Source organism: Prescottella equi (genome assembly GCF_020171745.1).
GTDB classification, from domain to species: domain Bacteria; phylum Actinomycetota; class Actinomycetes; order Mycobacteriales; family Mycobacteriaceae; genus Prescottella; species Prescottella equi_A.
This window is the reverse complement of sequence record NZ_JAIVAH010000029.1, coordinates 128897-154019: the sequence shown is the minus strand read 5'-3', so window position 1 is coordinate 154019 and position 25123 is coordinate 128897. Positions and strand designations below refer to the sequence as shown.

Genomic DNA, 25123 nt, shown 5'->3' with positions numbered 1-25123 from the left:
CGTCGATCAGTCGGCCGGTCCACCGCTGCTAGCCTTCGGTGGTACCCGGTCGAACCGAGTACCTGGACATTGAGGAGTGAGCGTGGCGTCAGCGGGTCGGCGCGAGGTCATCCTGGCCGAATCGGCGCGGTTGTTCTCCGATCGCGGCATCGCGGCGACGACGATCCGTGAGATCGGCGAGGCCGTGGGCCTGAACTCGGGGACGCTGTACCACTACTTCAAGTCCAAGGACGCCATCGTCTCGGAGATCCTGGTCAGCTTCCTGACGGATCTGGTGGAGCGGTACCGCGCGGTCGTCACCGAACCGGAGACCGCGCGGACCCGGCTCGTCCGTATCGTCCGTGTCTCGCTCGAGGTCGCGAATACCCACCCGTACGCGACGGAGATCTACCAGAACGATTTCGCGAACCTCGGTTCCCTGCCCGGGTACCCGGAGATCGCCGACGCCGTCGAGGCCTCGCACGACGCCTGGTACAGCGTGGTCGAGGAGGGCGTCCGGGACGGCGAGTTCAATTCGGGCATAGACATCTTCGAGTTCCAGCGGATGATGCGCGAGTGTGTGTTCATGTCGGTGCGCTGGCACCGCAACACCCTCGGACAGGACATCGACACCCTCACCGACATGCTCACGACGGTGTTCCTCAACGGCTTCGTGCCGCCGCCGTCGGGATCCACCACACCTCCACCCGCCCCCAAGCGGCGACGCGCCACCAAGCGGACCGTAGCGGCCGAACCGACGCCGCCGGACGTGCCCGACGACGTGCAGGACATCCGCTCCGAACTGGATTCGCTGCGCTCGGAGATGCAGGCGATCCGCGCCGCCATCGCCGATCGTCCCGACGCGCGCTGAGCTCGCGCTCTGTTCCCCCGGGCGCCGTCTCGTCCTACACTCCGGGACATGACCGGCGATCCGCGTGTCCACAGCTTTCGTGACGACGCCCTCGGCGATCTCGACGCGACCGGTGTCGCGGCACGGATCGCGTCGGGTGAGGTGTCCTCACGCGAAGTGGTCGAGGCCTCGATCGAGCGCGCCGAACTGGTGCAGGGTCCGCTGAACGGCGTCCAGTTCGCCGACTACGAGCGGGCGCTTCGGCAGGCCGGCAGTCCTCGCACCGGCGTCTTCGCCGGCGTCCCCACGATCGTCAAGGACAACGTGGACGTTGCCGGACTGCCGACGGGGCAGGGCAGCGCCGCGTTCACCCCGACTCCGGCCCGCCGCAACAGCGACTTCGTCGACCAGTTCCTGTCCACCGGCGCCGTCTCGATCGGCAAGAGTCGACTGCCGGAGTTCGGCTTCAGCGCGTCCACCGAGTACGAACACGCCGACCCGGTGCGCAATCCGTGGAACCCGGAGTACTCCGCGGGAGCGTCGTCGGGAGGCTCCGCGGCGCTGGTGGCGGCAGGCGCGCTGCCCTTCGCGCACGCCAACGACGGCGGCGGATCCATCCGAATCCCCGCTGCCGCTTGTGGACTCGTCGGACTCAAGCCGACGCGGGGCCGCACCGTGGCCGATGCGACCGACAAGACGATGCCGATCCGCATCATCTCCCAGGGCGTCGTCACCCGGTCGGTCCGCGACTCCGCCCGGTTCTACGCGGCCGCCGAACGCTACTACCGCAACCCGAAGCAGCCGCCGATTCGGCTCGTCGAGGGCCCGGGGTCGGCGCGCCTGCGGATCGGGGTGATCGTCGACTCCGTCACCGGTGTGCCCACCGACGACGAGACCCGGAAGTCGGTGCAGGCCACCGCGGATCTGCTCGACTCGCTCGGCCACCATGTGGAGGAGGCGACGCTACCGGTCGATGCCACGTTCATGAACGATTTCAGGCTCTACTGGGGCTTCCTGTCCTTCGCCGTCCTCACGGGCGGCAAGCGCATGTTCGGACCGTCGTTCGACCGGACCGGCACCGACAATCTCAGCCGTGGACTCGACGCGTTGTACCGCAAGCACCTGGCGCAGACGCCCCGCATGCTCTATCGGCTCCGACGCACCGCCCACACCTACTCACGGATGTTCCGGAACTACGACGTCGTCCTTTCGCCGGTCGTGAGTCACACGACCCCGAAGATCGGCTACCTGTCCCCCGCACAGGATTTCGATGCCCTCCTCGAACGCCTGGTGAACTACGCGGCCTTCACGCCGCTCAACAACGCCACGGGCGGGCCGGCAATCTCCCTCCCGCTGCACCAGACCTCGACGGGCCTGCCGCTGGCGTCGCACTTCTCGGCGAACCACGGCGACGAGCGCACCCTACTCGAACTCGCCTACGAGCTCGAGGCCGCCAAGCCCTGGGCGCGGATCCAGGATCCGGCCTGAAGGCCGAATCCTCCGAGACGAATAGCATTTCGTGGATGATCGACGACGCCGACATCGCCACGCACCTGACCGCAGAGGTGCGCGCGGTCCCCTACCCGGGACAGTGGTCGAGCCCGCCGTTCGCCGGTGTCGGTGCGGCCGTGATCGCCCGCGACGACGAACTGTCGGAACTACGGGTCGACCGGCGGACCGGGCGTGTCGACTGGGTGGATCTGCGAACCGGCGCCGCCCAGTTGGTCGCGCCGTCGTTGCGTGCGTTCGGCGCGCTCGCGACGGCGTACGCGAAGGCGCTCCAGGACACCCGCGGGGCCGGAGACCGCTCACTGCGACGTATCGAGCAGACCCTGCTGGATTCCGTCCGCACGGTGTCCGCAGAGCTGACCGCCGAGGGCTCGTACTGGGCGATCGCGGCGGAGGAACTCGGCACCGGGGTACTCGGGGGTGACGACGCCCCCGAACCGCTCACCGTGGCGTCGGCCGGCGGGCCCACCGTCGTCATCGCGATCCCGATGCTGCGGTTGCGCCGGTTGCTCGCCGACGAGGGACTCACCCTGTCCGGTTACCGCGGCGCGGTGTCGTACGCAGCGCTGTCCGGCGACCTGAGCACCACGCTGGCGAACACGGCACGTCCCGACGCACAGTCGTCGGGACCGGCACGGGTACTCGTCGTCGACGAGCAGACGCGGCTCACCCCCGAGGACCTCGCATTTCCGACCCTGCGGACGCTGATGATCCTCGAGCCCACGACACTGCCGGAGGACCTCGTAGAGGCGTCAGGGGCACTGACGGTCGTGAGGGTCGGCGGGCCCGGACCGTTCGCGCGGATCGCCGACCTCGTCGCCCGCCCCGACGCCTGACGGTCTGTCAGTGCCCGTCGGCCGCGGCCAGGAGGACTGCGATGTCACGTTGACCGCGGTTGTGCGCGTTCTGCAGCGCCGTGAGTCCTCGCGCATCGCGGATCATCGAGTCGGCACCGGCGTCGAGCAACTGCGTCACGGTGTCGACGTAGCGTGCCGAGCCGTCGCCGTAGACAACCGCCTCGAGCAGCGCGGTCCAGCCGGGGTCGTTGACGTGATCGACCGGTACCCCCGCCCGAATCAGGATCCGGACCGTCTCCACGTGCCCGTGCTCGGAGGCCGGGATCAGGGCGGTGCCGCCGAACCTGTTGGTGGAAAGCACATCCGCGCCATGATCGAGGGTGGCGAGCAGGATGTCGTTCAGGCCCTCGGCACCGGCATACAGAAAAGCCGAGTCCTGCATGTCATCCGCGGCATTGACGTCCGCGCCGGCATCGATCAGTGCCGTAGCGGCGGCGACCGCGTTCGCCTTGGTCGCTGCGACGAGCGCAGTGCGGCCGCCGTCGCCCCGGGCCTCGAGGTCGGCGCCGCGGTCCAGGGCGGCGCGCACTCCGGCCACGTCGTTCGCACGGGCTGCGTCGAACAGCTGCCGCTCGAGTTCCGGGGTCGGCGTGGGCATCGGCGACTGTGTCGGCGTGACGTCCGCGCGGACGGCGACGGCGGACGTGTCCGGTGCGGGCGGCGTCGCGACGACGTCGGCGCTGCCGCAGGCGGCCGCCGTCAGCGCGACGGCGGCCACCAGAACGGCGGTCCTCACTGCAGGCTTCCGGCGATCTCCGCGAGACCTGCTGCGGCGCAAGCCTGATCGGCGTTGCCGTCGGGCGCGCCGCCCACACCGATGCCGGCGATCGACGCGTTGCCGGACTTGACGCTCACGCCGCCGGGAAGGAACAGCGTCCCGGGCAGGTCGGCGATCGTCGGGCCGTCGCCCTTCACGCGGCCGGCGAGATCACTGGTGTTCGCGCCGAACGCGGCGGCCGTGTAGCCCTTGGCGCGGGACGCCTCGACGGTGTGCTCGGCCGCGTTGTCGCCGCGCAGCAGCGCCTGCACGTTGCCGAAGCGGTCGACCACCGAGACGGTGACGAAGCCCAGGCCGTCGGCCTGGCACTTGGCGAGCGCGGCTTGTGCGGCCCGGCCGGCGGTGGCGACGGACAGGCGGTTGGCGGCGACGGTGCCCTTCTCGGCGTCGCCGGGCTTCTGCGACGACAGCGCGACCGGGGTGACCTCGGTGGCGGACGGCGCGGCGGCCGCGTCCTCGGTGGAGCCGCACGCGGTCGCGGCGAGCAGGGCGACGGCGGGGACGGTGATCGCGAGGGCGCGGGGCAGGCGGCGGGAGAGGTTCATCGGGGGCCTTTCGAACGGGGGGGGGGAATCGAGTGATTCCACCCTCGCCCCGACGCCGGGTTCGCGGCATCGGCCGCGCGGCCACCGTCGGATCATCCGAATGGCCGATCCCGGGCCCCCGCGGCGTCCGTAGGATCGGCCCGATGCAGGGCAACCGGGAAAACGCGGACAACGCCGCCTTCCGCGGACCGCTCGGTGTCGCGATCCACCTCTCGTTCTACGTGCTGCTCGCGGCGTCGACGGCCCGCTACCTGACCTATCACGGGGTGAGCGGACGGTGGCTCGTCGTCGCCGGGCTGATCGTGATGCTCGCCGCGATGTACGCGGTGATCGTGGCGCTGTCCCGGCGCGGCGGCGCGTGGCAGCCGTGGGTGTGGCCGGTGCTGACGTCGTGGGTGGCGCTGGTGTGGCTGGCGCCGAGCTTCGCGTGGACGGCGTTCCCCATCTTCTTCCTGTGCACCCGCGCGTTCCCGCGCTGGGCGGCATACCTGATCGTCGCGGCGCTCGCGGTGTTCGCGGGCATCGAGTTCGCGTCGTTCAGCGGCCGCACCGAGTGGGCCGTGCTGCTGGCGCCGCTGTGCACCGGCGGGCTGATCGTGCTCGCGTACGGGCAGGTGGAGCGGGACAGCGCCGAGCGTGAACGCCTCCTCGGCGAACTCGTCGACGCCAAGTCGCGGCTCGCCGAGACCGAGCGGGAGGCCGGCGTGCTGTCCGAGCGGGAGCGTCTCGCGCGGGAGATCCACGACACCGTCACCCAGGGTCTCACCAGCGCGCTGCTGCACCTCGAGGCGGCCGACGAGGTGTGGGACCAGCCCGGTGCGCGGGCCCGCGACGAGGTTCGGGTGGCCACCCGCTCGCTGCGCGAGAACCTCGCCGAGACCCGCAACCTCGTCCACTACCTGAGCTCCCCCGACCTCGAGACGCAGACGCTCGACGCCGCGCTGCTGGCGGCCGTCCGCGGGTACGTGCCGTCGGCGCAGCTGCGGGTGATCGGCGAGCCGGTGGGGCTGCCGTCGGACGTCGAGCACGCGCTGCTGCGGATCGTGCAGAGCGCGGCGTCGAACATCCGGCGGCACGCGAACGCGCACACTGTGGGGGTGACCCTGACGTATCTGCCCGACGCCGTCGCCCTGGACGTGTTCGACGACGGCGCCGGGTTCGTGGTGGGCGAGACGAGCGGGTTCGGGCTGCCCGCGATGCGCCAGCGCGTCGAGGCGCTGGGCGGCACGTTCTCGGTGGAGAGTGCTCCCGGTGAGGGCACCGTCGTTGCAGCGCAGATTCCGGTCGGGGGCGCGTCGTGATCTCGGTGCTGCTGGTCGACGATCATCTCGTGGTGCGCGCCGGCCTGCGGGCCCTGCTGGATTCGCAGCCGGACCTCGAGGTGATCGGCGAGGCCGACACCGGTGAGGACGCCGTCACGATGGCCGCGGACCGGTCCCCCGACGTGGTGATGATGGATCTGGCGCTCGGCGCGGGAATCGATGGCGTGGAGGCGATCCGACGGCTGCGCGCGGCGCGGCCCGATCAGCCGGTGCTGGTGTTCACCACCTACGACACCGACGCCGACGTGGTGCGCGCGCTCGACGCCGGCGCGATCGGCTATCTCCTCAAGGACTCTGCGCCGAGGGACATCTTCGGCGCGATCCGAGACGCGGTCGCCGGACGCAGCGTGCTGTCGCCGCCGGTGGCGGCGCGGGTGCTGGACCGGATGCGACGCCCCGATCAGGCCCTGACGGCGCGGGAGGCGGAGTTGCTGAGCCTGCTCGCCGAGGGGCTGACGAACAAGGAACTCGGCAAACGCTTGTTCATCAGCGAGGCGACGGTGAAAACCCATCTCGCACACATCTACGCCAAGCTCGGTGTCGACTCGCGGGCCGCCGCGGTCTCGATCGCCCTGCGGCGGGACGGGATTCGCTGACGGATGTCCGAGTTCTCCTCGATTCGCGTGCAGGGCACGCCCACGGTCTCTCATCTCGATCTCGACCTGTTGGACGCGTATGCGTTCGCCGACGGCGGCGGGTTCCCGGCGTCGTATCGCGAGTTCGTACGCGGTCTCGGCTGGGGCCGGCTGTTCGGGCTGTGGCTCGTCTATCCGCCCGTGCTCGCTGGATACGCGGACGGCTGGCAGGCCAGGAGTCGGATACTCACCGAGCGGCTGCGGGAGACGTACCTCGACGGTCGAGCCGAGGAATTCGACTGGATGATCGAACCGGACGGCGACTGGTCGTTGGTCGATTCGCTGTGCGTCTTCGCGATCAGCGAGAACGGGGATGTGCTGTGGAACACCGCCGCTCGCGACGAGCACGGCGAGTTCCCGGTGTACTGCTCGCAGCGAATGAACTCGCTGCGGTTGCTCGGACCGTCACTGGATGCAGCGGTGACGGTGCTGCGCGCCGAGTCGGTGGAGTTGTTCGGCGAGAACGAGTTCGACCTCGAACCGCTCGGCGCGCAGCGCCTGCCGTGACCGGGTGACCGGTCACGCCGGTGTTCACGACTCCGTGGTGGTGTCGTCCGTGCCCGCGTCCCGGTCGTCGCCGGCCAGGATCAGGTACAGCGCTCGTCGGGCGTCGGTGAGCGCCTTCTCCGCCGCGGCGAGTTGCTCGGCGGTCCCGGACATCTGGACCTGGCGGGCGGCGCCGTGCAGGTCGTGGAGCGGTCCGCGTAGATCGGGTCCCGATCCCGCGAAGGCGAACGGGTCGCCCCAGGATTCGGCGTTCTGCTCGACGAACTCACGTCCGGCGTCGGTGAGGGTGACGAGCTTGCGTCCGCCCTCGGCGGTCGTCTGCACCAGGCCCTCGTCCTCCAACTGCTGGAGCTTCGGGTAGATCGCGCCGGCGCTGGGACGCCACGCACCGTTGGTGCGATCGGTGATGGTCTGCATCAGCTGGTAGCCGTACATCGAGTCCTCCTTCAGCAGGAGCAGGACGGCTGCGCGGACGTCGCCGCGACCTGCTCGACCCATGCCACCGCGTCCGCGGGGTCCGCCGTGTCCGCGACCCCGGCCGCGACCACCGCGCATGCGGGGATCCTCGCCGTCGAAGGGGCGGTGATGGCGGCGCTGACGGCCCATCTCCTCACCCCACGCGGGGTGTCCGTGCATCTGTTCCGGCCCTCGCCGGTGATTCATGTTCCTCATCGGTTCTTCCTTTCATCGTTTTCCGACACACTCACGATATATCGTGATCGTATCTTTGAAAAGGGTGGCGTGGTCACCAGTAGCCACGGGCGGGTCATTCGATGGAACCGGGTGCGGTCTCGCTGCGTCTGATCCAATGAGCGAGTCGTCTGGGCGAATCGAGGGGGAAACGTGAGGTCCTGGGGTATTGCTGTTCTCGTAGTGGCCAGTGTCGTAGGACTGGCCGGCTGCGGGTCGACCAGCGTCGAGGGGCAGGCCGAGACTCCCAAGGCCGACGCCGGGGAGCCGGCATTCGATCCGTGCAGCATTCCGGACGAGGTGCTGCACACGATCGGGCTGGATCCGGCGTCGGAGGAGCGGGATATCCAAGACGTCAAGCAGCCGGGCTGGAGCCTGTGCAGTTGGAACGACCCGGATCTCTCCTTCTTCGTCACCATCTTCGCCACCGGAAGGCCGATCGACTCGATCCTCACCAACGAGCGATTCACCGACGCGACGCCTATCGAACTGAACGGACGCGAAGCCTTCACGGTTCGTGAGACGTCGGACAAACGCAACGAGCACTGCGACGTCGTGGTCGCCGCGGGGCCTGACGCTCTGATGCTCCGGACCGACCAGACCAAGGGGCTGCCACCGTCGGAAAGTCCTTGTCCGCAGGCGATCAGGAGCGCGCAGTTCCTCGAGCCAACTCTGCCCCGCTGACCGAAAGGCCCGACCATGTGGACAACCCCGTCATGGAACGAACTCGGCGCCATGGTCGATTCCGGTGAGCTCTTCCTCGAGGCCGGCGTCGCCGAGAAGTGTGCGGCCCGCTGCGCCGAACTACACCGCGAACTGGTCATCCTCCAACGAGACGCAAAACGCCTCGCTACAGTCGACGGCCTCGGCCATCTCCCCTCCGGCGTCGCACTGGCCCGCAAGTTCGAGCAGAAGGCGTCGGGCGGTGAGTATCCGCTGGATCGGGCGCTCGCCGACCACATCACCGTCGTCACGGAGATGCGGTCGGTGTTCGAGAAGATCGCGGCGAACTACGCTGCCGCCGAGGAGTCGAACGCGCAGCGGTTCACGGGAATCGGAGGCTGACCCACAGCCGCTCGTCTGCCCGGTCTAGGCCTCGGTGAGGTCCGCGAAGTTCTCCGTGTAGCCGAGCAGCAGCGTCGGCGAGCCACGCAGCACGTCCCCGAGTTCGTTCCACGCGTCGGCGTCGCGCTGCCCGTACAACTCCCGCAGATCCGCGATGAGTGCGTCGACGTCGCGCTGTTCGGGATCGAGGACGCTCAGGAACCCGAGGGTGGACGCGCCGATCCCGGCCAGCTCGTACCCGTGCCGCTCCCGCATCCAGCGCGCCACCGTGCAACTCTCGAACGGCGTCCAGTCACCAGCGAAGTAGCCGTTCGGAAGGTCGGCGAGCAGATCGATGTCGTCGCGGGTGGGCAGGCACTGCACCACGTGCACGTCGTCCACCACCAGACCGGGATCGCGGTTGAGCGCGACCAGCGCGTCGATGTCGCTCGGCGCGGTGACGAGCGAACCACACACGTCCTCCCATCGAACCGCGCGGTCCGGGTCGGTGAGCACCGTCCGGGCCGACTCGAACACCGCGGTGTCGTAGGCGAGGACGGCGTCGTCGGTCTCGTCGTCCGGGTACTCGACATCCCCGTCCAGATCGTGCTTACCGCGCGCGTGTCCGCTCGTGTAGAGGCACTGGTTCGGGTCATCCAGCGTCAGGAAGCACCGCCCATCGCCTCCGTGAGCCGCCTCGACCCGTCGGAAGGCTGCGAGCAGCGCATCGAACGACTGTGCCGCGGTGATGACTGCGACGCTCAGACGATTCACACCGCGGTGTCCTTCGTCGGGCAGCGCGCTGACGACCGCCCCCGCGACCTCGCCGTAGTCCACGGACTGCCGGGTATCGGACACTGTTCCTCCATCAGGGCTCGGCGTTACCGCATGCCGATCCATGATCGTCCACAGGCGCGCAGCGGTTACTCACCCACCATCTCGCCGGACGGCGTCCACCGCGGATCGCGTCCTGCGTATCCGAGGAGCCGATCCAGATCTGGGGCATCGTCCGGGACCGGGACCACAGGCCCGTAGAGCCCGTCGCGACCGGCCTCCTTGCCGGGCACGGACATCGCGGCCGCGAACTCCAGGCTCGCCTCGACACTGGCCGAGTCGGATTCGAAGGCCTGGCCGGTGGCACGCGCGAGGTCCCACCCGTGCAGGACCAGTTCGTCGATTGCCACCGCACCCATGACGGCGGCGGGCATGGTCACGCCACCGGCTTCCGCCTCGCCCTGCCAGGCGCCGGGTTCACGCCACGCGGCGGCCAGTGCCTCGAGCTGCCGATCGAGCTGCTCTCGCCAGTCGACGGGCAGTTCAGCCGGCCGCGCCGACCCGTCTCCTGGAAACGACGCCTTGCGAGCAGCGGCGGCGAACGCGCTCGTCAGCTCGAGGAGATGGCGCACCAGGTCGGCCACCGACCACTCTGTGCAGGGCGTCGGAAGTTCCAGCTGCTGGTCGCGAACCCCGGCGACCACCCGGCCCACCTGTGCCGATGCCGGCCCCAGGTCGTATTCGGTCGTCATGCGTGCCTCCGTCCGTCGAACGTCGTCTCACAGATATCGACCGGGCCGGGACGTGGAACTCATCGGCGCGGGATCAGCGCGGAGACTTCAGCTGCATCCACGCGAGAACCGTGAGGATCCGCAGCGCCGGAATCGAGCCGTCCAGTCCGGCCTGTTCCCGCAGCGACACGAGGCGCCGATGCAGTTCGCCGTCGTTGCCACGCAGCGCCTGGCGCACGGGTTCGAGGTGGGCCTGCTTGGTGTCGAGGACCTCGCCGATCGCTCGGTCGTAGATCGGGAACAGACGCGGACGCTTCCGCGCGATCAGCTTGGACGCCACGGTGCGGCCGATGCTCGGGACCGTCCACAGCGCCGCCTCGAGCCGGCACACCGGCGACTCGGGCGTCAGTTCGTCCGCCTCGTCGACGAGGTCACGGTCGGGACCGACGGCAGCCAGCAACTCGGTGAGCTCGTCGCCGCGCTCCCGCAACAGGATCTGCGCGCCGTCTGGAGAGACCTCCACCGCCAGCATCGTGACCGCCACGAGGTCGTCCGCGGTGAAGACGTCGGCGTCCCGCTCGCGGGTCCCGGTCGAGTCCCACGTGTCCCAGCGGGCGCCGCTGCGCAGATACCCGGTCTTGACGAGCGGCTCGGTGAAGTACCGTCGCAGCACCTCGACGGCAGCGGCGTCGTCGGACGCCAGAACCTTCGGGAGCCGAATCGTCATGTCAGGCATCCTCGTTCATCACATCGAGGACGTGCTGCGCGAACGCACGGTTGTGGTACTGCGCGAACGGGCCGCGCCCCTTGCTCACCAGCAGCTCGGCCAGCGGACGAATCGTCGTCTCGTCGAGCGGCAGTTCGAAGAACTGCTCGTCGGCGCCCTCGTCGGACAGGAACCAGTCGATCAGTACACCGTCACCGTCCGCCGACGCGTGTTCGGTCTGCTTGAAGCGCAGGAGCGGATTGGCCAGCGTGAGCCCGTCCAGGCTGTACCCGGTGCTGCGCTGCAGCGCCGACAACGACGTGAACAGCACGGTGCGGAAGTCGACGGTCTCGCCGTTCTCCGTGTAGCGCTCCACGTAGAGCACTTCCATCGGACCGATGTTGAGCGTGAACAGGCGCTCGCGCTCGGCGGTCTTGTTCGTGCTCGGCAGACAGCTCAGAGTCCACTCGTCCACCTCGACTGCGGCGGGGTCGTCGAACGCCGACGCGAGATAGCCGGCGATCAGATCGACCACTACGTCGAAGAACGGGTCGGTCTGCAGCAGCTTGAAGCTGGCGTCGGTCGCGGCCGGGTGGATGTCAGGCATGGATGATCCTCGAGTCGTGGGGCGACCTCCGAGGATACTGCGCCGAGGATCCTCGACTCGGCGCCAGAGGCACCCCTCCCCCTCACGCGCTCGACGACTCCATCCGATAGTCGTCGAGCGGGAAACTCCGCGCCTCCGCGAAGGCGTTGGCGGTCGACGTCGGACGCAGCAGCGCGGCCTCGCCGTGCTGGTTGAAGTAGTAGGACCGCGCCGAGCCGCAGCTGCCGCCGTAGAAGACCGAATCGTCGAGGTTCGCGGTCATCCGGTCGAGGAACCTCGTGTTGGCGTCCTCGGTCACCTCGAAGACGTCGGAGTCTCGCCGCCGCATCTCGGTGAGCAGCCGGGTCATGTGCGCCATCTGCGATTCGATGGTGGTGAAGTACGACAGCCCGCTGTACGAGTACGGACTCGCCAGGGTGAGGAAGTTCGGGAACTTCGGCACCGCGACACCCTCGTACGCCTGGAAACGGTTGTCCCGCCACCACTTCCCGAGGTTTCGACCGTCCCGCCCGATCACCTCGATGGCCGGGAAGTTCACATCCCACAGGTTGAAGCCGGTCGCCAGGACCAGGGTGTCGATCTCGGTGCGCCGGCCGTCGGTGGTGACGACGGCGTCCGGTTCGACCCGCGCGATCGACGTGGTCTCCAGGTTCACGTTCCGCTTCGTGAAGGCGCGGTAGTAGTGGTTGGAGAACGTCGGCCGCTTGCAGCCGAAATCGTAGTGGGGCGTCAGTTTCCGGCGCAGGCCGCCGTCGCGCACCTGCGCGCGCAGGAACAGCTTGGACGCCGCCGCGGCACCCTTGTTGAGGATCTTCGCCTGCCGGTAGTGCAGCACGGCGCTGACCATGATGCCCTCGAGGATCGCGTCGCTGACGGCGCGGGCCACGCGCTGCGTCACCGGCACCCGCGAGAAGAGTCGCTGCACCACAGCGGGAATCGGCATGTCGAGCTTCGGCACCACCCAGATCGGGGTGCGCTGGTAGACGGTGAGTTCCCGCGCCTTCCGGGCGACCTCGGGGATCAGCTGGACGGCGGTGGCGCCGGTGCCGATGATCGCGGCCCGCGAGTTCGTCAGGTCGATGCCGTCCTCCCACGCGGTGGTGTGCAGGACACGTCCGGCGAACGTGTCGATGCCGTCGATGGACGGCAGCTGCGGCTGCGACAGGAATCCGGTCGCGGTGAGCAGGTAGCGGCCGGTGACCTGTTCGCCCCCGTCGGTCGCCACCACCCAGTGCCGGGCGTCCTCGTCCCAGCGGGCGCCGGTCACGACGGCCCCGAACCGCATGTAGCGGCGCAGGTCGTACTTGTCGGCGACGTGTTCGGCGTACCTCTTGAGCTCGGCGCCGGGCGCGAACAAACGCGACCAGTTCGGATTCGGCTCGAACGAGTACGAGTAGGTGACCGACGCGATGTCGACGGCCAGCCCCGGGTAGCGGTTGACGTGCCACGTGCCGCCGAGGTCGTCCTCGCGTTCGAGGATCGCCAGGTTCGTCAGGCCGAGCCGGTTCAGGGCGATCGCGGCGCCCATCCCGCCGAAGCCGGCACCGACGATCACGGCGTCGTACTGCGTCTTCCGATCCACAGCTTCACCCTCCCCAGATATGTGTCACTCTCAGTGTCACTCATCTGCGCGGGTGTGGCCAGGTTTTCGGCTCGATCGGTTCGCGACGCCGCACCGCCGCCCCGGGCTCAGCCGCGCGTGCGGGCCGCCGCGACCGCGTCGATCTCGACCGTCGCGCCGTAGGGAAGACCACTCACCTCGACGAAGGTGCGGGCCGGGCGCGGGGCGGCGAACAAACGCTCGAACTGTCGGTTCACCTCCTCGCGCAGCGACAGGTCGGTTACGAAGTAACTGCTTCCGACGGGATGCCCTCCAACTGTCGAGCGTTCGGTCGGCGCTTTCACGAAAATTGCCAGTTCAACATGGCGGCCTCGCAGTGCAAAGGCCCGGCCCAAAACAAACCTAAGTTTGATCTGGACACTTGACCAACAGTCGAGTATCAATAATCGACCCCGAATCGGGCCGTTCGGTTCGGTACCCGGGGGCTGTCCGCTCGACCCGTACGTCCCCGAAGAGGAAACATGCGCAAAATCACGCTTGCCGCTGCCGGTGTCGTCGCAGCCGCCGGGCTGCTCGTGCCCGCCACCGCAAACGCAGCCGAAGCCAACACGCCGGTTCAGTTCATCGTCACCGCCATCTCCGGTGGCGGTCTGTCCATGACCGCCGGCGTCGCCGACAGCCTGAACCTCTCGAGCTCCAACGCCAACTCCGTGAGCGGCAGCCTCACTGCCGTCGGCGTGACCGATTCGCGTGGCGGGACTCGCGGATGGACCGCAAGTGTCTCCATCACCGACTTCGTGGACCAGGCGAGCGGCGTGACGATCGGCAAGGACAGGGTGTCCTACAAGGTGCCGTCCGTCGTCCCGTTCCAGTTAGCGCCCGCCACCGTGCAGATCCTGGGCGGCGGCACCCAGACGCTCGAGACGAAGAAGGACGTCGTCCAGCGGGGCAACATCACCATCCTCTCCGACACGACGAGCTGGATTCCTCAGCTGACCGTCCAGCTGTTCGGTGACGGCAATACGCCCGGGACCTACAAGGCGACCGTCACCACCTCGGTCATCTGACACGCCCGATCACCGATATCTGTCGGTCCACACCGACATTGAGGAAGTCTCTTCCTGTCGGTCGTGAGGCTGGGGCAGCGCTTGTGCAACGCCCCAGCCTCACAGTCGGTTCCGGTCCGTCCAGCAGAAAGCGATCCATGCCTTTCCTTCGCGCGATGTGCGCCCTTCTCATATCGGTCGCTGCCGCGGTGCTGGCGATCGGAACACCCGCTGCCGGCGCCGCCCCGGGTGCGACCGCGGGGGACGCTCCGAGCGACTCGATCGGCATCCGACTGCTCGACGCAACGGAATCCCTCAAGGATGATCCGCGGGCCCAGCAGTACATCATCGACAACCTGCCGCCCGGCACCACCATCACCCGACACTTGATGGTCTCCAACAACACGAGTGCACCGGCGACGATCGACGTCTATGCCGGCCCCGCGACCATCGTCGACGGGGTGTTCTCCGTCGCGGATCGCGGCGAACAGAGCATGCTCACGTCGTGGATCTCGCTCGACCAGTCGACCGTGCGGCTCGAGAGCGGGCAAGAGTCCGAGGTGGCCGTGACTATCGCCGTCCCTCAGGACGCGCCCGAGGTGGAGCAGTACGCGGCCATCTGGGCATCGACTCAGGCCGATCGCCCCAGTGCCGACGGTGTCACCAGCGTCTCCCGTGTCGGCGTCCGCGTCTACCTGTCGGTCGGACCCGGCAACGGCCCTCCGGCGGACTTCACGATCAAGAACCTCACCCCGCAGCGCGGAGCCGACGGAACGGCATCCGTCGTAGCCGCGGTCACCAACACCGGTGGCCGTGCCGTGGATCTCTCGGGCAAGCTCACCCTCGGCGGCGGCCCCGGCGGACTCACCGCCGAGCCGATCAACGCCGATCTCACCACCATCGCGCCCGGCGAGGACGGCAAGGTCGTCTTCGCCGTGCCCAACAGCGCCTCGCTCCCTGCCGGGCCGTGGAATGCCGATGTGAAGCTCCAGAGTGGTCTCAACAAGCACGACATGTCGGCGACGATCACGTTCCCGGACAAGGGCGTCGGCGATTCGGTGGGCGATTCGAACTCGAAGTCGTGGCCGCTCATCGCCGGGATCGTGTTGGCAGTGCTGGTCGTTGCCGGCGGCATCGCCTACCTGCTGGTGCGCAGGCGTCGTTCATCGGGAACGGAGTGATCGCCATGTGGCACAGAAGGAATTCGAGGAATGTACGCATGTCCGCCGTGGCGGTCGGTGCACTGGTCCTCGTGGGTGCACCGACGGCGGCAGCGACGCCCGTCGACGTGACCACGACCAGTCCGGCAACCTCGTCCGCGACGGCAACCACGACGACCTCCGCGGCCCCGACGACCTCCGCGGCGCCGACGACGACCCGCGGGTACGTCTCCCGGCACGAGACGACGGCCGACGCGTCGACGACAACCGTCACCACAACCACTGCGCCGACCACCACGACCGCACCGGCGACCGTGGCACCGGCCACGACCTCCACCACCGCCGCGACCGACCCCCGACAGTCCCGCGACGCCGTGTTCACGGTCGCCAACGGTCGTGCCAGCTTGTGGATGACAGTCGGCGGGCCGGGCGCCATCGTCCCCCTTCTCGATGGCACGAAGGCATCCGGATCCCTCCCTCTCGTCACCGTGAATGCCAGCGGCGGGTACGCCTGGGAACCGGTCGACTGGACCGCCTCCGTGTCGTCGACGGACTTCGTCGGCCCCAACATGACTATCCCGAAGAGCGCGGTCGTCTACACCGCTTCCGGGGTCGTCGGAAAGGGGGCTGGGGGCTCGGTCGACTCGACCGGAGCGCAGGCTCTCGGCACCGCGAAAGTGGTTGTCGAACGCATCGGGCTGACCGCGTTCGAGGCCGTCACCTGGACCCCGCTCCTCACCGTCAACTACCCCGGCGGCATCGCCGCCGGCACATACAACGGCACCATCACCCTCTCGGTCGTGTAGGAAACCGGCGACTGCCGGTACACACGCCAGCGGAGCCCACCGCGCCGCGTTATGGTGCAGGTCACACGGCCGACCGTGAGGGGTCGACCCGACGCGAAGGGGAAACCGCAGTGGAGATCCAGGGAACCGCGGCACTGATCACCGGCGCAGCATCCGGCCTGGGGGCCGCGACCGCGAAGCGCTTCGCCGACGCGGGTGCCACCGTGTTCGGGCTCGACCTCGCGCAGTCGATCGAACGCGCCGGGGACAACGTGCCCGCGGGCGTCACGTTCCTGCCCGCCGACGTCACCAGCGAGGCCGACGTCCAGGGTGTCGTCGACAAGATCGGCGAGTCGGGGGTTCCGCTGCGCACCGTCGTCAACTGCGCCGGCGTCGGCTGGGCAGGCCGGATCCTGTCGAAGAACGGCCCGCACGACCTCGAACTGTTCCGCACGGTCATCACCGTCAACCTGCTGGGCACCTTCAACGTGATGCGCCTGGCGGCCAACGCGATGCAGCACCTGCCGACCGTCGACGATTCCGGCCAGCGCGGCGTCATCATCAACACCGCGTCGGTCGCCGCGTTCGAGGGCCAGATCGGGCAGATCGCGTACACGGCGTCGAAGGGCGGCGTGCACGCCATGACGATCACCGCGGCCCGCGACCTGGCGCAGGTCGGCATCCGGGTCAACACCATCGCCCCCGGCACCATCGACACCCCGATGCTCGCCGGCGTCACCGACGAGTACCGCAAGAACCTCGAGGCCGGCATCCCGTTCCCGTCGCGCCTCGGCAAGCCCGACGAGTACGCGCAGCTGGCGCAGTTCCTCGTCGAGCACGACTACCTCAACGGCGAGACAGTCCGCATGGACGGCGCGCTGCGCATGGCGCCGCGGTAGCGATACGAAAAAGTTGATGCGCGTGCCTGATTCGGCTGCTACCGTGGCCGACATGCAGCGCGCACTGATGACGACGACGCCGGAGAGTGTCCCGGCGCGCTGACTGCTGACTGAGTCCGAAGCCCCGGGGCGAGTGCCCCGGGGCTTCGTCGTCTGGTCACTCGCTCCCTAACCGCGAGGAGACCGAAGATGATCGACCACCGCCGACTCGGCCGCGAACTGGACCTGTTCGACACCGATCCGCTGATGGGGGCCGGGTTGCCGTACTGGCTGCCCGACGGCGCGACCGTGCGCCACACCCTCGAGGAGTACGTCCACGACATCGAGCGGCGGGCGGGCTACCGACACGTGCACTCGCCGGTCCTCGGGAAACGGGAGCTGTACGAGATCTCCGGGCACTGGTCGCACTACCGCGACGACATGTTCCCACCGATGCAACTCGGCGCCGAACAGGTCCTGCTGCGTCCGAGCCTGTGCCCGCACCACGCGTTGATCTACCGATCCCGGTCCCGCAGTCACCGCGAATTACCTTTCCGCATGGCGGAACTGGGCGGAATGTTTCGTTCCGAACTGTCCGGCGTGGTCGGCGGCCTCACTCGCGTCCGCGCGATCCAGCTCAACGACGCCCACATCTTCTGCACCCCGGAACAGGTGGCTGACGAGGCACACGCTGCCCTGAGCCTGATCCAGCGGGCGTATGCGGCGCTGGGCATCCGGCCCTGTCGGTACCGGCTGTCGCTGCCAGGATCGGGCGGCAAGTACGTTGCCGCGCCCGAACTGTGGCGGCGCTCGGTCGCGATCCTCACCGACGTCCTCGACGCGGCCGGTGTCCCGTACGACGCGGTCCCCGGTGAGGCCGCGTTCTACGGCCCCAAGATCGACGTACAGATCGCCGACGCCGCCGGCCGCGAGTCCACCCTGTCCACCGTGCAGGTCGACTTCCACCAGCCCGAGCAGTTCGGCCTGCACTACATCGGCCCCGACGGTGCCAGACATCGGCCGGTGATGATCCACCGCAGCATCATCGGCAGCCTCGAACGGGTCGTGGCGCACCTCATCGAGGCGCACGACGGTGCCTTCCCGGCGTGGCTCGCACCCACCCAGGTGGTGGTTCTGCCCGTCACCGACGACGAGATGGACCACGCCGAGTGCATGGTGCAACGCTGCCTCGACCTGGGCCTGCGCGCGCATGCGGTGAGCCGGGCCGAGGGCACCCTCGGCGCCCGGATCCGGACCGCCCGACGCGCGCCCTATCAGGCAGTGATCGGCCCCAAGGAGGCCGCGAACGGGCATGTCGCCCTGCGCCTTCGGGACGGACGCCGGCTCGACCCGCAGGCGGTCGACGACGCCCTGCAACACATCGTCGAATCGATCGGCACCCGCAGCCCCGACCTGTGGGTGATGTGAGCCGTCAGAACCGCCAACGCGTCTGCGCGTACTCACCTTTCGCAAAGGCGAGGACGGTGGACGGCTCGACGCGGAACACCGTGGCGGGTCCTCCGGCGGTGTTCACGAACCGTCCGTCCGTGACGTCGAAGCTCCAGTCCGACCCGTACTTCGCGCGGTAGGCGTCGGCGATGCGGGTCAACAACGCGGAATCCGAGATCCGTACCGCCCGCCCCTCGATCACGACGTCCAGTCCGGATCCGAGGGCGTTCGACCCGGTCGTCAGCGCGCACGCTCCGGACGCGGAGAGGTTGCGCGCCTTCTGCTCGTCGGGCCCGGTGCAGAAGTGCATGCGGTCGTCGACCCGGACGGCGATCAGCGGCGTCACGTGTGGACGGCCGTCGGCGCGGACCGTGGACAGCCAGAACACCTCGGCGGCATCGAGTGCGGCCGTCACCTGCGTCCACGTGGAGGGCGGCGCGTTCTCCTCGCTGTATCGGCGGTCGAGTTCGGCGGCGGGCAGCTGCGCAGTCATAGGGGTCTCCCGTCTCGTGGGGTGCTCTCACAAGTACAGACCCGGACCCCGCCGAGAACTCATCGCGAGGCCCACCCGGACGCCCCGGATCGACCGCCCACCCGCGCGATAAGTGCGCAAAACGCGAAACCCGAGCCCCAAACCCCGCGATAAGTGCGCAAAACGCGAGGACGGGGGGACCCCTACTACCTACAGCTCCGACTCGTGCGGGGTCTCGGCGACGGCGCGCTCGCTCATCCACTCGCGCAGCACCTTGGTGGCGATGACGTCGTCCTCGTTGTACTCGAGGAGGCGCTGGCGCTGGGTGAGGTCGGGGTCGCCGTCGTAGCCGACGGCCTCGCGGTACCAGCTCATCGACGCCTCGCCGCTGGCCTCGGCGTCGCGCCAGTGGAACCCGGCGACGGGGGCGATCTTCTTGAGCCCCTTGCCGTTCGGGCACACGAAGTTCTCGCCGACGGCCTGGTAGATGTCCACCCACTGCGGGCTGTCGATGAACTCGCGGATCTCGGCGACGGTGGGGATGCCCGGGGTGCCGGCGAAGCGGCGCGCCGAGTCGAGCAGCCACTTGTCCTCTGCGGCACGCGAATAGCAGTAGGCGGCAAAGGTTTTGCCGACGGCGGCGGCGCCGGCCCGCTCGGCCATGAGCCATGTCCAGAACTCGGCGAACGAGCGCGCCTCGTCGAGCGTGGGCACCGGATCCCAGCTCACGAACGGCCGGTACACCGAGGTGCCCGCGACGTTGAGCAGCGTGCCCCACAGGTAGGCGCCGTGTTCCTGGTAGCTCTCCATGTCGACGTCCACCTCGACGTCGGCGCGGGTCACCGTGACCGTCTCGTGCCGGCGCACCAGCGGCGCCTGCGCGATCCAGGCCTTCGCGGTGACCACGGTGTCGTGGAACGAGTTGTGCGGCCACTCCTCCGGCGCGTCACCCTCCCACGCGGCGAGCTGCTCGATGGTGCGCACCCCGCGCTCGCGCAGCGCGTCGGCGCGCGACCCGGACGCCACCAGCGACACGTCGTGGGTTTCCTCGAGCTTCTCCCGGCAGCCCGACCACCACGGGCACGAACGGCACTCGCCGATCTGCGACGGCACCGTCGCGATCTCGCCGCGCGCGACGGCGATCCGGTCGGCGAAGCGTTCGTCGTAGTCGTCGAGCACGGTCGACAGGTCGTGCACCAGCACGCAGTCGGCGCCGTAGCCGATCGCGCCGCCCAGCTGGGCGGGGCTGGCCAGGTCGTGCCGTTCGAGCATCCGGTACACCTGCGCGAGCCGCATCTGGTCGCGCAACTGGGCGCGTACCTTCCGCTTCTCGTCGACGGCGGGCGCCCACTCGAACAGTCCGGTGGTGGTGGCACCGGTGCCCGGGTCGGTGACCTTGTGGTTGACGACGATGACGGGGAGGTAACCGCCGCGGTCGGCGTCGCGGAGCAGGATCTCGACGCGTCCGCGCCGACCGGTGTCCCGCTCGGACGGCAGCACCGCGCCCCAGATCTTCTCGGCCCCGTTCCGGCACGCCTCGAGGGTGGCGCGGGCGCGCTGCCCGGCCGGACCGTCCGGTGCGATCCGCACCCACGCGTCGGGGTCGGCGTCCATCAACCGGACGCGGACCGCCTCGCGTTGCGCGGCCGCCGCCTCCTGCCGTTGCTTGACTCCGGTGTTCTCGGGGGCCGCCGAGAGAAGGGCCGGGTAGGTGGCATCGAGATGGACGCGGTGGCGGCACCGCGTCAGCGCACCGGGCTCGAGAAGCACGGGGGCGCCGTCCTGCGGGCCGTTCGGGGAACACACGATGTGGAAGATTATGTGCTCACCTAGGGTAAAGCCGAAAGCGGCGGAGCCCGACCATGCACAGATAAGCTGTGGCGCAGTCCGCCGACGCGCCGAAACACCAGATGGAGGGGCCTTTCCAGTGGGGTTGTTCAAGAAACGTAAGCGGCGCGCCACGCGCAAGGCCGAGGCGAAGGCGCTGAAGCACAAGGCGAAGCTCGAGGCCAAGCTCGGCGCCAAGAACGACCGCAAGAAGCATCGGTCCGATTCGAAGGCCCAGAAGAAGGTCGACAAGGCCCAGATCTCGACGCTGAAGGCCCAGGAGAAGGCCGCCGTCAAGTCCGCCGAGAAGGGCCTGACGGTCGCGCAGCTGCGCCGCTACATGGGTGTCGCGCGCATGCTCGCCCCCGTCGTGGTGCCGCTCGCCTACCGCGGCGCGACCGCACTGCGCGGCCAGCTCGACGCCCAGCGCGCGCAGCGCATGGGCATCGCCGTCGACCAGCTCGGCGAGTACACCGGTCACGGCGCCAAGCTCAGCGCCCGCATCTCCGGTGCCGAGAAGTCGGTCGACGAGATCGTCACCCGCCACCCCGGCGACGCGGAGACGCAGCAGTTCGCGACCGCGATCCGGGCCCGGCTCACCGACCTGGACACCGCCGTCCATGCCTCCGAGCAGATGCCGCCCGCCCGCCGCAAGCAGGCGCATCACGCCATCTCCTCCGAGCTCGACGGCGTCGAGGCCGACATCCTGGCCCGCCTCGGCGTCCGCTGACCGACCCGCCCTCACCGCCGTGTCCGCCCACCGACCCGCCCCCACCGCCGCGCTCCGCGGTGGTGCGGTGGGCGCGTTGGCGGCGGCGCTGGCGGTCGCGGCACACGGCGTCGCCGGCGGCGGGTTCCCCGGTTCGGCGGCGCTGACGCTGCTGCTGGCCGCGTGCGCCGCGGTCGGTGCCGCGGCCGGCGGAGTACCCGTGCTCAGCCGCAGCCGGGTTGCGCTGTTCGCCGCCCTCGCGGCCGGACAGGGCGCCGGGCACCTCGCGCTCACCATCGCCTCCGACAGCCACGTCCACCAAGGCGTGCCCCCCACCGCGATGCTCGCCGCGCACGCCGCGGCCACCGTGGTGTGCGCGGTCCTGGTCCTGGGCGCCGAGCGCCTGTACGGGCCGATCACCCGCGTGCTCCGGGCCGTCTTGGCCCCGCCGAGCCTCCGCGTCGAGTCGACGCCCACGTCGACGCCGCGGCCGCTGAATCGCCGCGCGCCGCGCCCGACGGTGCTCGCCACCGGGTTGTCCCGCCGCGGACCGCCGCTGTTCGCCTGACCCGCGAACCGGTACCTCCGCACAGAAAAGACACCCGAACCAGATGAAGAAGACCATCACGCGCGCCCTCCTCACGGTGGGCGCCGCCGGCAGCGCGCTGCTGCTCGCCACCGGTGTGGCCTCCGCGCACGTCTCCGTCGCCGCTCCCGGCGCCGAGCAGGGCGGCTACTCCGTCCTCACCTTCCGTGTCCCCACCGAGTCCGACACCGCCGGCACCACCGCGCTCACCGTGCAGTTGCCGGGCCTGAAGTCGGCGCGCACCGAGCCGATGCCCGGCTGGACGTCCGCCGTGCAGAAGGATCCGTCCGGCATCGCGACGGCCGTGACCTGGACGGCCGATCCCGGCGTGAGCGTCGGCCCCGGCCAGTTCCAGCAGTTCGTGCTCTCCGCGGGTCCGCTGCCCGAGCAGGACGTGGTCGAGTTCCCGGCGACCCAGACCTACAGCGACGGCAAGGTCGTGCAGTGGGACCAGCAGCCCGGCGCCGACGGCAGCGAGCCCGACAAGCCGGCACCGTCGCTGACGCTCGCGGCGGGCGGCACTGACGGCGACGCCCACGGCTCTGTCGACGAGACGGTCTCGGTCGACGAATCCACGAACAACACCGACACCACCGCCCGCTGGCTCGGCGGCATCGGCCTGGTCCTCGGCGCGCTGGGCGCCGCCCTGGGCATCGGCGCGACGGTTCGGGGGCGCCGCTCATGAGCGCCCGACCGGTCCAGCGCTTCCGCGTCATCGTCGTCGGTTTCGTCGCGATGCTCGCGACACTGCTCGGCGCCGGGACGGCGGCCGCGCACTCCGCGGTGATCGCCAGCACCCCCGACAACGGCGCACAGATCGCGACCGCGCCCGAGCGGGTCAGCCTCCAGTTCAACGAGGCGCTGCAGGAGAAGTTCGCGTCGCTCACCGTCGTCGGACCCGACGGCAACCTGTGGTCCAAGGGCGACCCGACGATCCAGGGCGACACCGCCAGCGTGCCGCTCGAGGGCCTCGGTCCGGTCGGCGAGTACACGATCGCGTTCCGCGTGACGTCCGCCGACGGCCACCCGGTGAGCGGCACCCGGGTGTTCACGCTCACCCAGGAGGGCACCGGTGTCCCCGGCCCGAAGGTGGGTGGACAGGACTCGTCGAGCAGCGACGAAGAATCCGGACCGAACCTGCTGATCTGGGTGATCGTCGGAGCCGCCGTGATCGTGTTCGGTGGCGGCCTGTGGTTCGCGCTGCGCAAGCCGCGCGGCGAGAACTGACCCGAGCGGCACACGGATGAGGACGGCGGACATCGGCCGCGCCTGGCTGCTGTTCGCCGTCCCCACCGCCCTGGCCGGGGTGGCACTCGCGTGGCTGCTCGCCACCCCCGACGGCCCCTCGCCCACCGCCGCGGTGCGCGTACTGGCCGTCGGACTGGGCGCCACCGTGTTCGGCCTGGCCGCGTGGCAGTGGCTGCAGCGCGACGAGCGCCGCCGCGCGCTCGACCCCGGCGTGCTGTGGCAGACGCTCGCCGCGGTGGCGGGCGCCTGGACGGTCGCCGAGTGCGTGCTGGTGGTGCTCGAGGCCGCCGAGACCGAGGGCCGCTCGCGGTTCGCGGTGGCACCGGGCACCGTCGTCGACTTCGTCCGCGTCGTCAACACCGGACGCCTCGGCGCCGCCACCATCGTGTGCACCGCGCTGATCACGCTGATCGCGGCGGTCTCCTACCGGCGCAGCCTGCCGTGGCCGGCCGCCCCGGTGCTGGCGCTGTCCGGGCTGGCGCTGATCGCCCGCCCGATCGGCGGGCACACGTCGCAGCAGACCCTCGGATCGCTGCTCGACGCCGCGCACGTCCTGGCGGCGGCCACGTGGTTCGGGATGCTCACCGCGCTGGCCCTCACGGCCCGCTCACGCGGCGCGTGGTCGACGCTGCTGCCCCGCTACTCGACGATCGCGTGGCGGTGCGTGTGGGTGCTCGCCGCGACCGGAGTGATCAACGCCGCCGTCCGACTCGGCGGGGTGGCCCCGCTGCTCACCACCGGCTACGGCCGCGTGGTCCTCGCCAAGGTCGCGGCGCTGGCCGCGCTGCTCGCGGCCGGATGGTGGCTGCGCCGCACGTGGGTCGGCCCGGCCGCCGCGCACCGAATGGGCGCCGACGCGTCGCTGCGCCGCGCCGTCGGCGAATCCGCGGCGATGGCAATCGCATTCGGGCTCGCGGCGGCCCTCGCGACAACCGCCTGAAGCGGACACCTGCCGCTCCGGAGTCGCCTAAGCTGCGTCACCATGACTGTTTCGCAGCGGACGGGGTGGTGGTTCCAGGCCAAGCACGCGCTCGACACCCGGGGACCGTTTCCGCGGCGCCGGCGCGGCACGCTCGCCGAGTCGGTCTCCGGGCGCCGGGTCCTGATCACCGGTGCGTCGTCGGGCATCGGCCGGGCCGCCGCGATCGATCTCGGCGCGGCCGGGGCCACCGTGCTGCTCGTCGCCCGTCGCGAGGCCGAACTCGATGAGGTGGTCGAGACGATCGAGACCCGCGGCGGGAAGGCGTTCGCGTACCCGTGCGACCTGAACGACGCGGACACGACCGACGCGACGATCGCCCGGATCCTGGGCGATCACGGCGGCGTCGACATCCTCGTCAACAATGCGGGCCGCTCGATCCGACGGCCGCTCGACCAGTCCTACGACCGGGCGCACGACTTCGAACGCACCATGCGACTCAACTACCTGGCCGCGGTGCGGGTGATGCTGGGCGTGCTCCCGGGAATGCGGGAGCGCCGGTACGGGCAGGTGATCAACGTGCTGTCGGCCGCGAACCTGTTCGGTGGACCCGGCTACAGCGCGTACGTGGCGTCGAAGGCCGCGCTCGACGAGGTCTCCACCAGCTTCCAGGCCGAAACCCTCAGCGAGAACGTCACGTTCACCTCGGTCTACATGCCGCTGGTGCGGACCGCGATGGTCGCCCCCAACAATCAGTATCTGAAGGCCGCGGCGCTCAGCCCAGAGGAGGCGGGCCGGGTCGTCTGCGACGCGATCGTCCACCGTCCGCGGCGGATGGGCCCGACGTTCGGACGTTTGACCCGGCTGGTCGACGCGATCAGCACCGAGCGCGCCGACGCCGCCCGGCACCGGCGGTTCTCGGCGGGTATCTGACGGCCCTGTACGCCGC

General features: G+C 69.8%; 29 protein-coding genes and 1 pseudogene. 19 read left to right on the top strand and 11 right to left on the bottom strand.

Annotated elements, in window-relative coordinates; genetic code table 11:
- The first annotated feature begins 82 nt into the window (after positions 1 to 82).
- Genes LCL87_RS23790 through LCL87_RS23780 form a run of 3 tightly spaced genes read left to right on the top strand, consistent with a single transcriptional unit; the run spans position 83 to position 3174 of the window.
- Positions 83 to 850 carry a TetR/AcrR family transcriptional regulator gene (locus tag LCL87_RS23790; RefSeq protein WP_225023913.1) on the top strand — a complete coding sequence of 256 codons (768 nt, stop codon included), beginning with the start codon at positions 83 to 85 and terminating at the stop codon, positions 848 to 850.
- Positions 851 to 898: 48 nt separating this feature from the next.
- Positions 899 to 2317 (top strand): amidase, encoded by a 1419-nt coding sequence (locus LCL87_RS23785; RefSeq protein WP_225023912.1) that lies wholly within the window; start codon positions 899 to 901, stop codon positions 2315 to 2317.
- Between the two features lie 35 nt (positions 2318 to 2352).
- Positions 2353 to 3174, top strand: a complete 822-nt coding sequence (locus LCL87_RS23780; RefSeq protein ID WP_225023911.1) for a hypothetical protein — start codon at positions 2353 to 2355, stop codon at positions 3172 to 3174.
- Between the two features lie 7 nt (positions 3175 to 3181).
- Here the strand turns inward: LCL87_RS23780 and LCL87_RS23775 are convergent, their stop codons facing one another.
- On the bottom strand, positions 3182 to 3931 hold the full coding sequence (locus LCL87_RS23775) for an ankyrin repeat domain-containing protein (protein WP_225023910.1): 750 nt from the start codon (positions 3929 to 3931) through the stop codon (positions 3182 to 3184).
- Positions 3928 to 4518 carry a heme-binding protein gene (locus LCL87_RS23770; protein ID WP_225023909.1) on the bottom strand — a complete coding sequence of 197 codons (591 nt, stop codon included), beginning with the start codon at positions 4516 to 4518 and terminating at the stop codon, positions 3928 to 3930. The genes LCL87_RS23775 and LCL87_RS23770 overlap by 4 nt, the downstream gene beginning before the upstream one ends.
- Positions 4519 to 4661: 143 nt before the next feature.
- Between LCL87_RS23770 and LCL87_RS23765 the strand changes: the two genes are divergently transcribed.
- From LCL87_RS23765 to LCL87_RS23755, 3 genes are read left to right on the top strand one after another with little or no spacing between them, the layout of a single operon-like run.
- Positions 4662 to 5819 (top strand): sensor histidine kinase, encoded by a 1158-nt coding sequence (locus LCL87_RS23765; RefSeq protein ID WP_225023908.1) that lies wholly within the window; start codon positions 4662 to 4664, stop codon positions 5817 to 5819.
- On the top strand, positions 5816 to 6436 hold the full coding sequence (locus LCL87_RS23760) for a response regulator transcription factor (RefSeq protein ID WP_225023907.1): 621 nt from the start codon (positions 5816 to 5818) through the stop codon (positions 6434 to 6436). The genes LCL87_RS23765 and LCL87_RS23760 overlap by 4 nt, the downstream gene beginning before the upstream one ends.
- A gap of 3 nt (positions 6437 to 6439) precedes the next feature.
- Entirely contained in the window at positions 6440 to 6982 is a 543-nt protein-coding gene (locus tag LCL87_RS23755; protein WP_225023906.1) for a hypothetical protein, read from the top strand.
- A 24-nt stretch (positions 6983 to 7006) separates the two neighbouring features.
- On the opposite strand, the gene LCL87_RS23750 is transcribed toward LCL87_RS23755, so the two are convergent.
- The gene (locus tag LCL87_RS23750) at positions 7007 to 7654 is read right to left on the bottom strand and encodes a PadR family transcriptional regulator (protein ID WP_225023905.1); all 648 of its coding nucleotides are present in this window, start codon (positions 7652 to 7654) and stop codon (positions 7007 to 7009) included.
- 201 nt (positions 7655 to 7855) lie between these two features.
- Here LCL87_RS23750 and LCL87_RS23745 point away from each other — a divergent pair, with 201 nt between their 5' ends.
- Complete coding sequence (locus LCL87_RS23745; protein ID WP_225023904.1) at positions 7856 to 8356, top strand: DUF3558 domain-containing protein; 501 nt, start codon at positions 7856 to 7858, stop codon at positions 8354 to 8356.
- Between the two features lie 15 nt (positions 8357 to 8371).
- A complete protein-coding gene (locus LCL87_RS23740) occupies positions 8372 to 8737 on the top strand; it encodes a hypothetical protein (RefSeq protein WP_225023903.1) in 366 nt (121 codons plus the stop codon).
- A 24-nt stretch (positions 8738 to 8761) separates the two neighbouring features.
- Here the strand turns inward: LCL87_RS23740 and LCL87_RS23735 are convergent, their stop codons facing one another.
- From LCL87_RS23735 to LCL87_RS23710, 6 genes and pseudogenes are all read right to left on the bottom strand, one after another.
- Positions 8762 to 9574, bottom strand: coding sequence for a hypothetical protein (locus LCL87_RS23735; protein WP_225023902.1), 813 nt, complete (start codon positions 9572 to 9574; stop codon positions 8762 to 8764).
- Between the two features lie 65 nt (positions 9575 to 9639).
- Positions 9640 to 10242, bottom strand: coding sequence for a TIGR03086 family metal-binding protein (locus LCL87_RS23730; RefSeq protein WP_225023901.1), 603 nt, complete (start codon positions 10240 to 10242; stop codon positions 9640 to 9642).
- 73 nt (positions 10243 to 10315) lie between these two features.
- Positions 10316 to 10948: a DUF6308 family protein gene (locus LCL87_RS23725; protein WP_225023900.1), complete on the bottom strand. Its 633-nt coding sequence runs from the start codon at positions 10946 to 10948 to the stop codon at positions 10316 to 10318.
- A 1-nt stretch (position 10949) separates the two neighbouring features.
- Positions 10950 to 11534 carry a hypothetical protein gene (locus LCL87_RS23720; protein ID WP_225023899.1) on the bottom strand — a complete coding sequence of 195 codons (585 nt, stop codon included), beginning with the start codon at positions 11532 to 11534 and terminating at the stop codon, positions 10950 to 10952.
- A gap of 82 nt (positions 11535 to 11616) precedes the next feature.
- On the bottom strand, positions 11617 to 13062 hold the full coding sequence (locus LCL87_RS23715) for a flavin-containing monooxygenase (RefSeq protein WP_237692709.1): 1446 nt from the start codon (positions 13060 to 13062) through the stop codon (positions 11617 to 11619).
- Between the two features lie 161 nt (positions 13063 to 13223).
- Positions 13224 to 13391 (bottom strand): annotated as a pseudogene (locus LCL87_RS23710) (RidA family protein); the annotation flags it as partial.
- A 225-nt stretch (positions 13392 to 13616) separates the two neighbouring features.
- Here LCL87_RS23710 and LCL87_RS23705 point away from each other — a divergent pair.
- The 5 genes from LCL87_RS23705 (at position 13617) to thrS (ending at position 18392) form a co-directional block, all read left to right on the top strand.
- Entirely contained in the window at positions 13617 to 14162 is a 546-nt protein-coding gene (locus LCL87_RS23705; protein WP_225023897.1) for a hypothetical protein, read from the top strand.
- A gap of 155 nt (positions 14163 to 14317) precedes the next feature.
- The gene (locus LCL87_RS23700; RefSeq protein ID WP_225023896.1) at positions 14318 to 15322 is read left to right on the top strand and encodes a DUF916 domain-containing protein; all 1005 of its coding nucleotides are present in this window, start codon (positions 14318 to 14320) and stop codon (positions 15320 to 15322) included.
- Positions 15323 to 15360: 38 nt separating this feature from the next.
- The gene (locus tag LCL87_RS23695) at positions 15361 to 16107 is read left to right on the top strand and encodes a hypothetical protein (protein WP_225023895.1); all 747 of its coding nucleotides are present in this window, start codon (positions 15361 to 15363) and stop codon (positions 16105 to 16107) included.
- Positions 16108 to 16217: 110 nt separating this feature from the next.
- Positions 16218 to 16985, top strand: coding sequence for an SDR family NAD(P)-dependent oxidoreductase (locus LCL87_RS23690; protein WP_137800393.1), 768 nt, complete (start codon positions 16218 to 16220; stop codon positions 16983 to 16985).
- 153 nt (positions 16986 to 17138) lie between these two features.
- On the top strand, positions 17139 to 18392 hold the full coding sequence (gene thrS / locus LCL87_RS23685; protein WP_225023927.1) for a threonine--tRNA ligase: 1254 nt from the start codon (positions 17139 to 17141) through the stop codon (positions 18390 to 18392).
- A gap of 4 nt (positions 18393 to 18396) precedes the next feature.
- Here thrS and LCL87_RS23680 read toward each other — a convergent pair whose 3' ends face one another.
- Together LCL87_RS23680 and LCL87_RS23675 are read right to left on the bottom strand one after the other, a co-directional pair.
- Positions 18397 to 18906 carry a pyridoxamine 5'-phosphate oxidase family protein gene (locus LCL87_RS23680; RefSeq protein ID WP_225023894.1) on the bottom strand — a complete coding sequence of 170 codons (510 nt, stop codon included), beginning with the start codon at positions 18904 to 18906 and terminating at the stop codon, positions 18397 to 18399.
- A 189-nt stretch (positions 18907 to 19095) separates the two neighbouring features.
- Positions 19096 to 20691, bottom strand: coding sequence for a TM0106 family RecB-like putative nuclease (locus LCL87_RS23675; RefSeq protein WP_225023893.1), 1596 nt, complete (start codon positions 20689 to 20691; stop codon positions 19096 to 19098).
- A 121-nt stretch (positions 20692 to 20812) separates the two neighbouring features.
- Here LCL87_RS23675 and LCL87_RS23670 point away from each other — a divergent pair, with 121 nt between their 5' ends.
- Genes LCL87_RS23670 through LCL87_RS23645 form a run of 6 tightly spaced genes read left to right on the top strand, consistent with a single transcriptional unit; the run spans position 20813 to position 25107 of the window.
- Complete coding sequence (locus LCL87_RS23670) at positions 20813 to 21442, top strand: DUF6474 family protein (protein ID WP_225023892.1); 630 nt, start codon at positions 20813 to 20815, stop codon at positions 21440 to 21442.
- A 19-nt stretch (positions 21443 to 21461) separates the two neighbouring features.
- On the top strand, positions 21462 to 21989 hold the full coding sequence (locus LCL87_RS23665) for a hypothetical protein (RefSeq protein ID WP_225023891.1): 528 nt from the start codon (positions 21462 to 21464) through the stop codon (positions 21987 to 21989).
- A 43-nt stretch (positions 21990 to 22032) separates the two neighbouring features.
- Positions 22033 to 22692: a YcnI family protein gene (locus LCL87_RS23660; protein WP_225023890.1), complete on the top strand. Its 660-nt coding sequence runs from the start codon at positions 22033 to 22035 to the stop codon at positions 22690 to 22692.
- On the top strand, positions 22689 to 23234 hold the full coding sequence (locus LCL87_RS23655) for a copper resistance CopC family protein (protein ID WP_225023889.1): 546 nt from the start codon (positions 22689 to 22691) through the stop codon (positions 23232 to 23234). Before LCL87_RS23660 ends, LCL87_RS23655 begins: the two co-directional genes overlap by 4 nt.
- A 16-nt stretch (positions 23235 to 23250) precedes the next feature.
- Positions 23251 to 24195, top strand: coding sequence for a CopD family protein (locus LCL87_RS23650; protein WP_225023888.1), 945 nt, complete (start codon positions 23251 to 23253; stop codon positions 24193 to 24195).
- 42 nt (positions 24196 to 24237) lie between these two features.
- Complete coding sequence (locus tag LCL87_RS23645) at positions 24238 to 25107, top strand: SDR family NAD(P)-dependent oxidoreductase (protein ID WP_225023887.1); 870 nt, start codon at positions 24238 to 24240, stop codon at positions 25105 to 25107.
- The last annotated feature ends 16 nt before the right edge of the window (positions 25108 to 25123 follow it).

Bases quoted from the DNA above. Each gene is read 5' to 3' on its own strand.
- LCL87_RS23785 (WP_225023912.1), top strand. From the start codon at position 899: ATGACCGGCGATCCGCGTGTCCACAGCTTTCGTGACGACGCCCTCGGC.
- LCL87_RS23780 (WP_225023911.1), top strand. From the start codon at position 2,353: ATGATCGACGACGCCGACATCGCCACGCACCTGACCGCAGAGGTGCGC.
- LCL87_RS23770 (WP_225023909.1), bottom strand. From the start codon at position 4,518: ATGAACCTCTCCCGCCGCCTGCCCCGCGCCCTCGCGATCACCGTCCCC.
- LCL87_RS23765 (WP_225023908.1), top strand. From the start codon at position 4,662: ATGCAGGGCAACCGGGAAAACGCGGACAACGCCGCCTTCCGCGGACCG.
- LCL87_RS23755 (WP_225023906.1), top strand. From the start codon at position 6,440: ATGTCCGAGTTCTCCTCGATTCGCGTGCAGGGCACGCCCACGGTCTCT.
- LCL87_RS23750 (WP_225023905.1), bottom strand. From the start codon at position 7,654: ATGAGGAACATGAATCACCGGCGAGGGCCGGAACAGATGCACGGACAC.
- LCL87_RS23740 (WP_225023903.1), top strand. From the start codon at position 8,372: ATGTGGACAACCCCGTCATGGAACGAACTCGGCGCCATGGTCGATTCC.
- LCL87_RS23730 (WP_225023901.1), bottom strand. From the start codon at position 10,242: ATGACGACCGAATACGACCTGGGGCCGGCATCGGCACAGGTGGGCCGG.
- LCL87_RS23725 (WP_225023900.1), bottom strand. From the start codon at position 10,948: ATGACGATTCGGCTCCCGAAGGTTCTGGCGTCCGACGACGCCGCTGCC.
- LCL87_RS23720 (WP_225023899.1), bottom strand. From the start codon at position 11,534: ATGCCTGACATCCACCCGGCCGCGACCGACGCCAGCTTCAAGCTGCTG.
- LCL87_RS23715 (WP_237692709.1), bottom strand. From the start codon at position 13,062: ATGGGCGCCGCGATCGCCCTGAACCGGCTCGGCCTGACGAACCTGGCG.
- LCL87_RS23705 (WP_225023897.1), top strand. From the start codon at position 13,617: ATGCGCAAAATCACGCTTGCCGCTGCCGGTGTCGTCGCAGCCGCCGGG.
- LCL87_RS23700 (WP_225023896.1), top strand. From the start codon at position 14,318: ATGTGCGCCCTTCTCATATCGGTCGCTGCCGCGGTGCTGGCGATCGGA.
- LCL87_RS23695 (WP_225023895.1), top strand. From the start codon at position 15,361: ATGTCCGCCGTGGCGGTCGGTGCACTGGTCCTCGTGGGTGCACCGACG.
- LCL87_RS23680 (WP_225023894.1), bottom strand. From the start codon at position 18,906: ATGACTGCGCAGCTGCCCGCCGCCGAACTCGACCGCCGATACAGCGAG.
- LCL87_RS23660 (WP_225023890.1), top strand. From the start codon at position 22,033: ATGAAGAAGACCATCACGCGCGCCCTCCTCACGGTGGGCGCCGCCGGC.
- LCL87_RS23655 (WP_225023889.1), top strand. From the start codon at position 22,689: ATGAGCGCCCGACCGGTCCAGCGCTTCCGCGTCATCGTCGTCGGTTTC.
- LCL87_RS23650 (WP_225023888.1), top strand. From the start codon at position 23,251: ATGAGGACGGCGGACATCGGCCGCGCCTGGCTGCTGTTCGCCGTCCCC.
- LCL87_RS23645 (WP_225023887.1), top strand. From the start codon at position 24,238: ATGACTGTTTCGCAGCGGACGGGGTGGTGGTTCCAGGCCAAGCACGCG.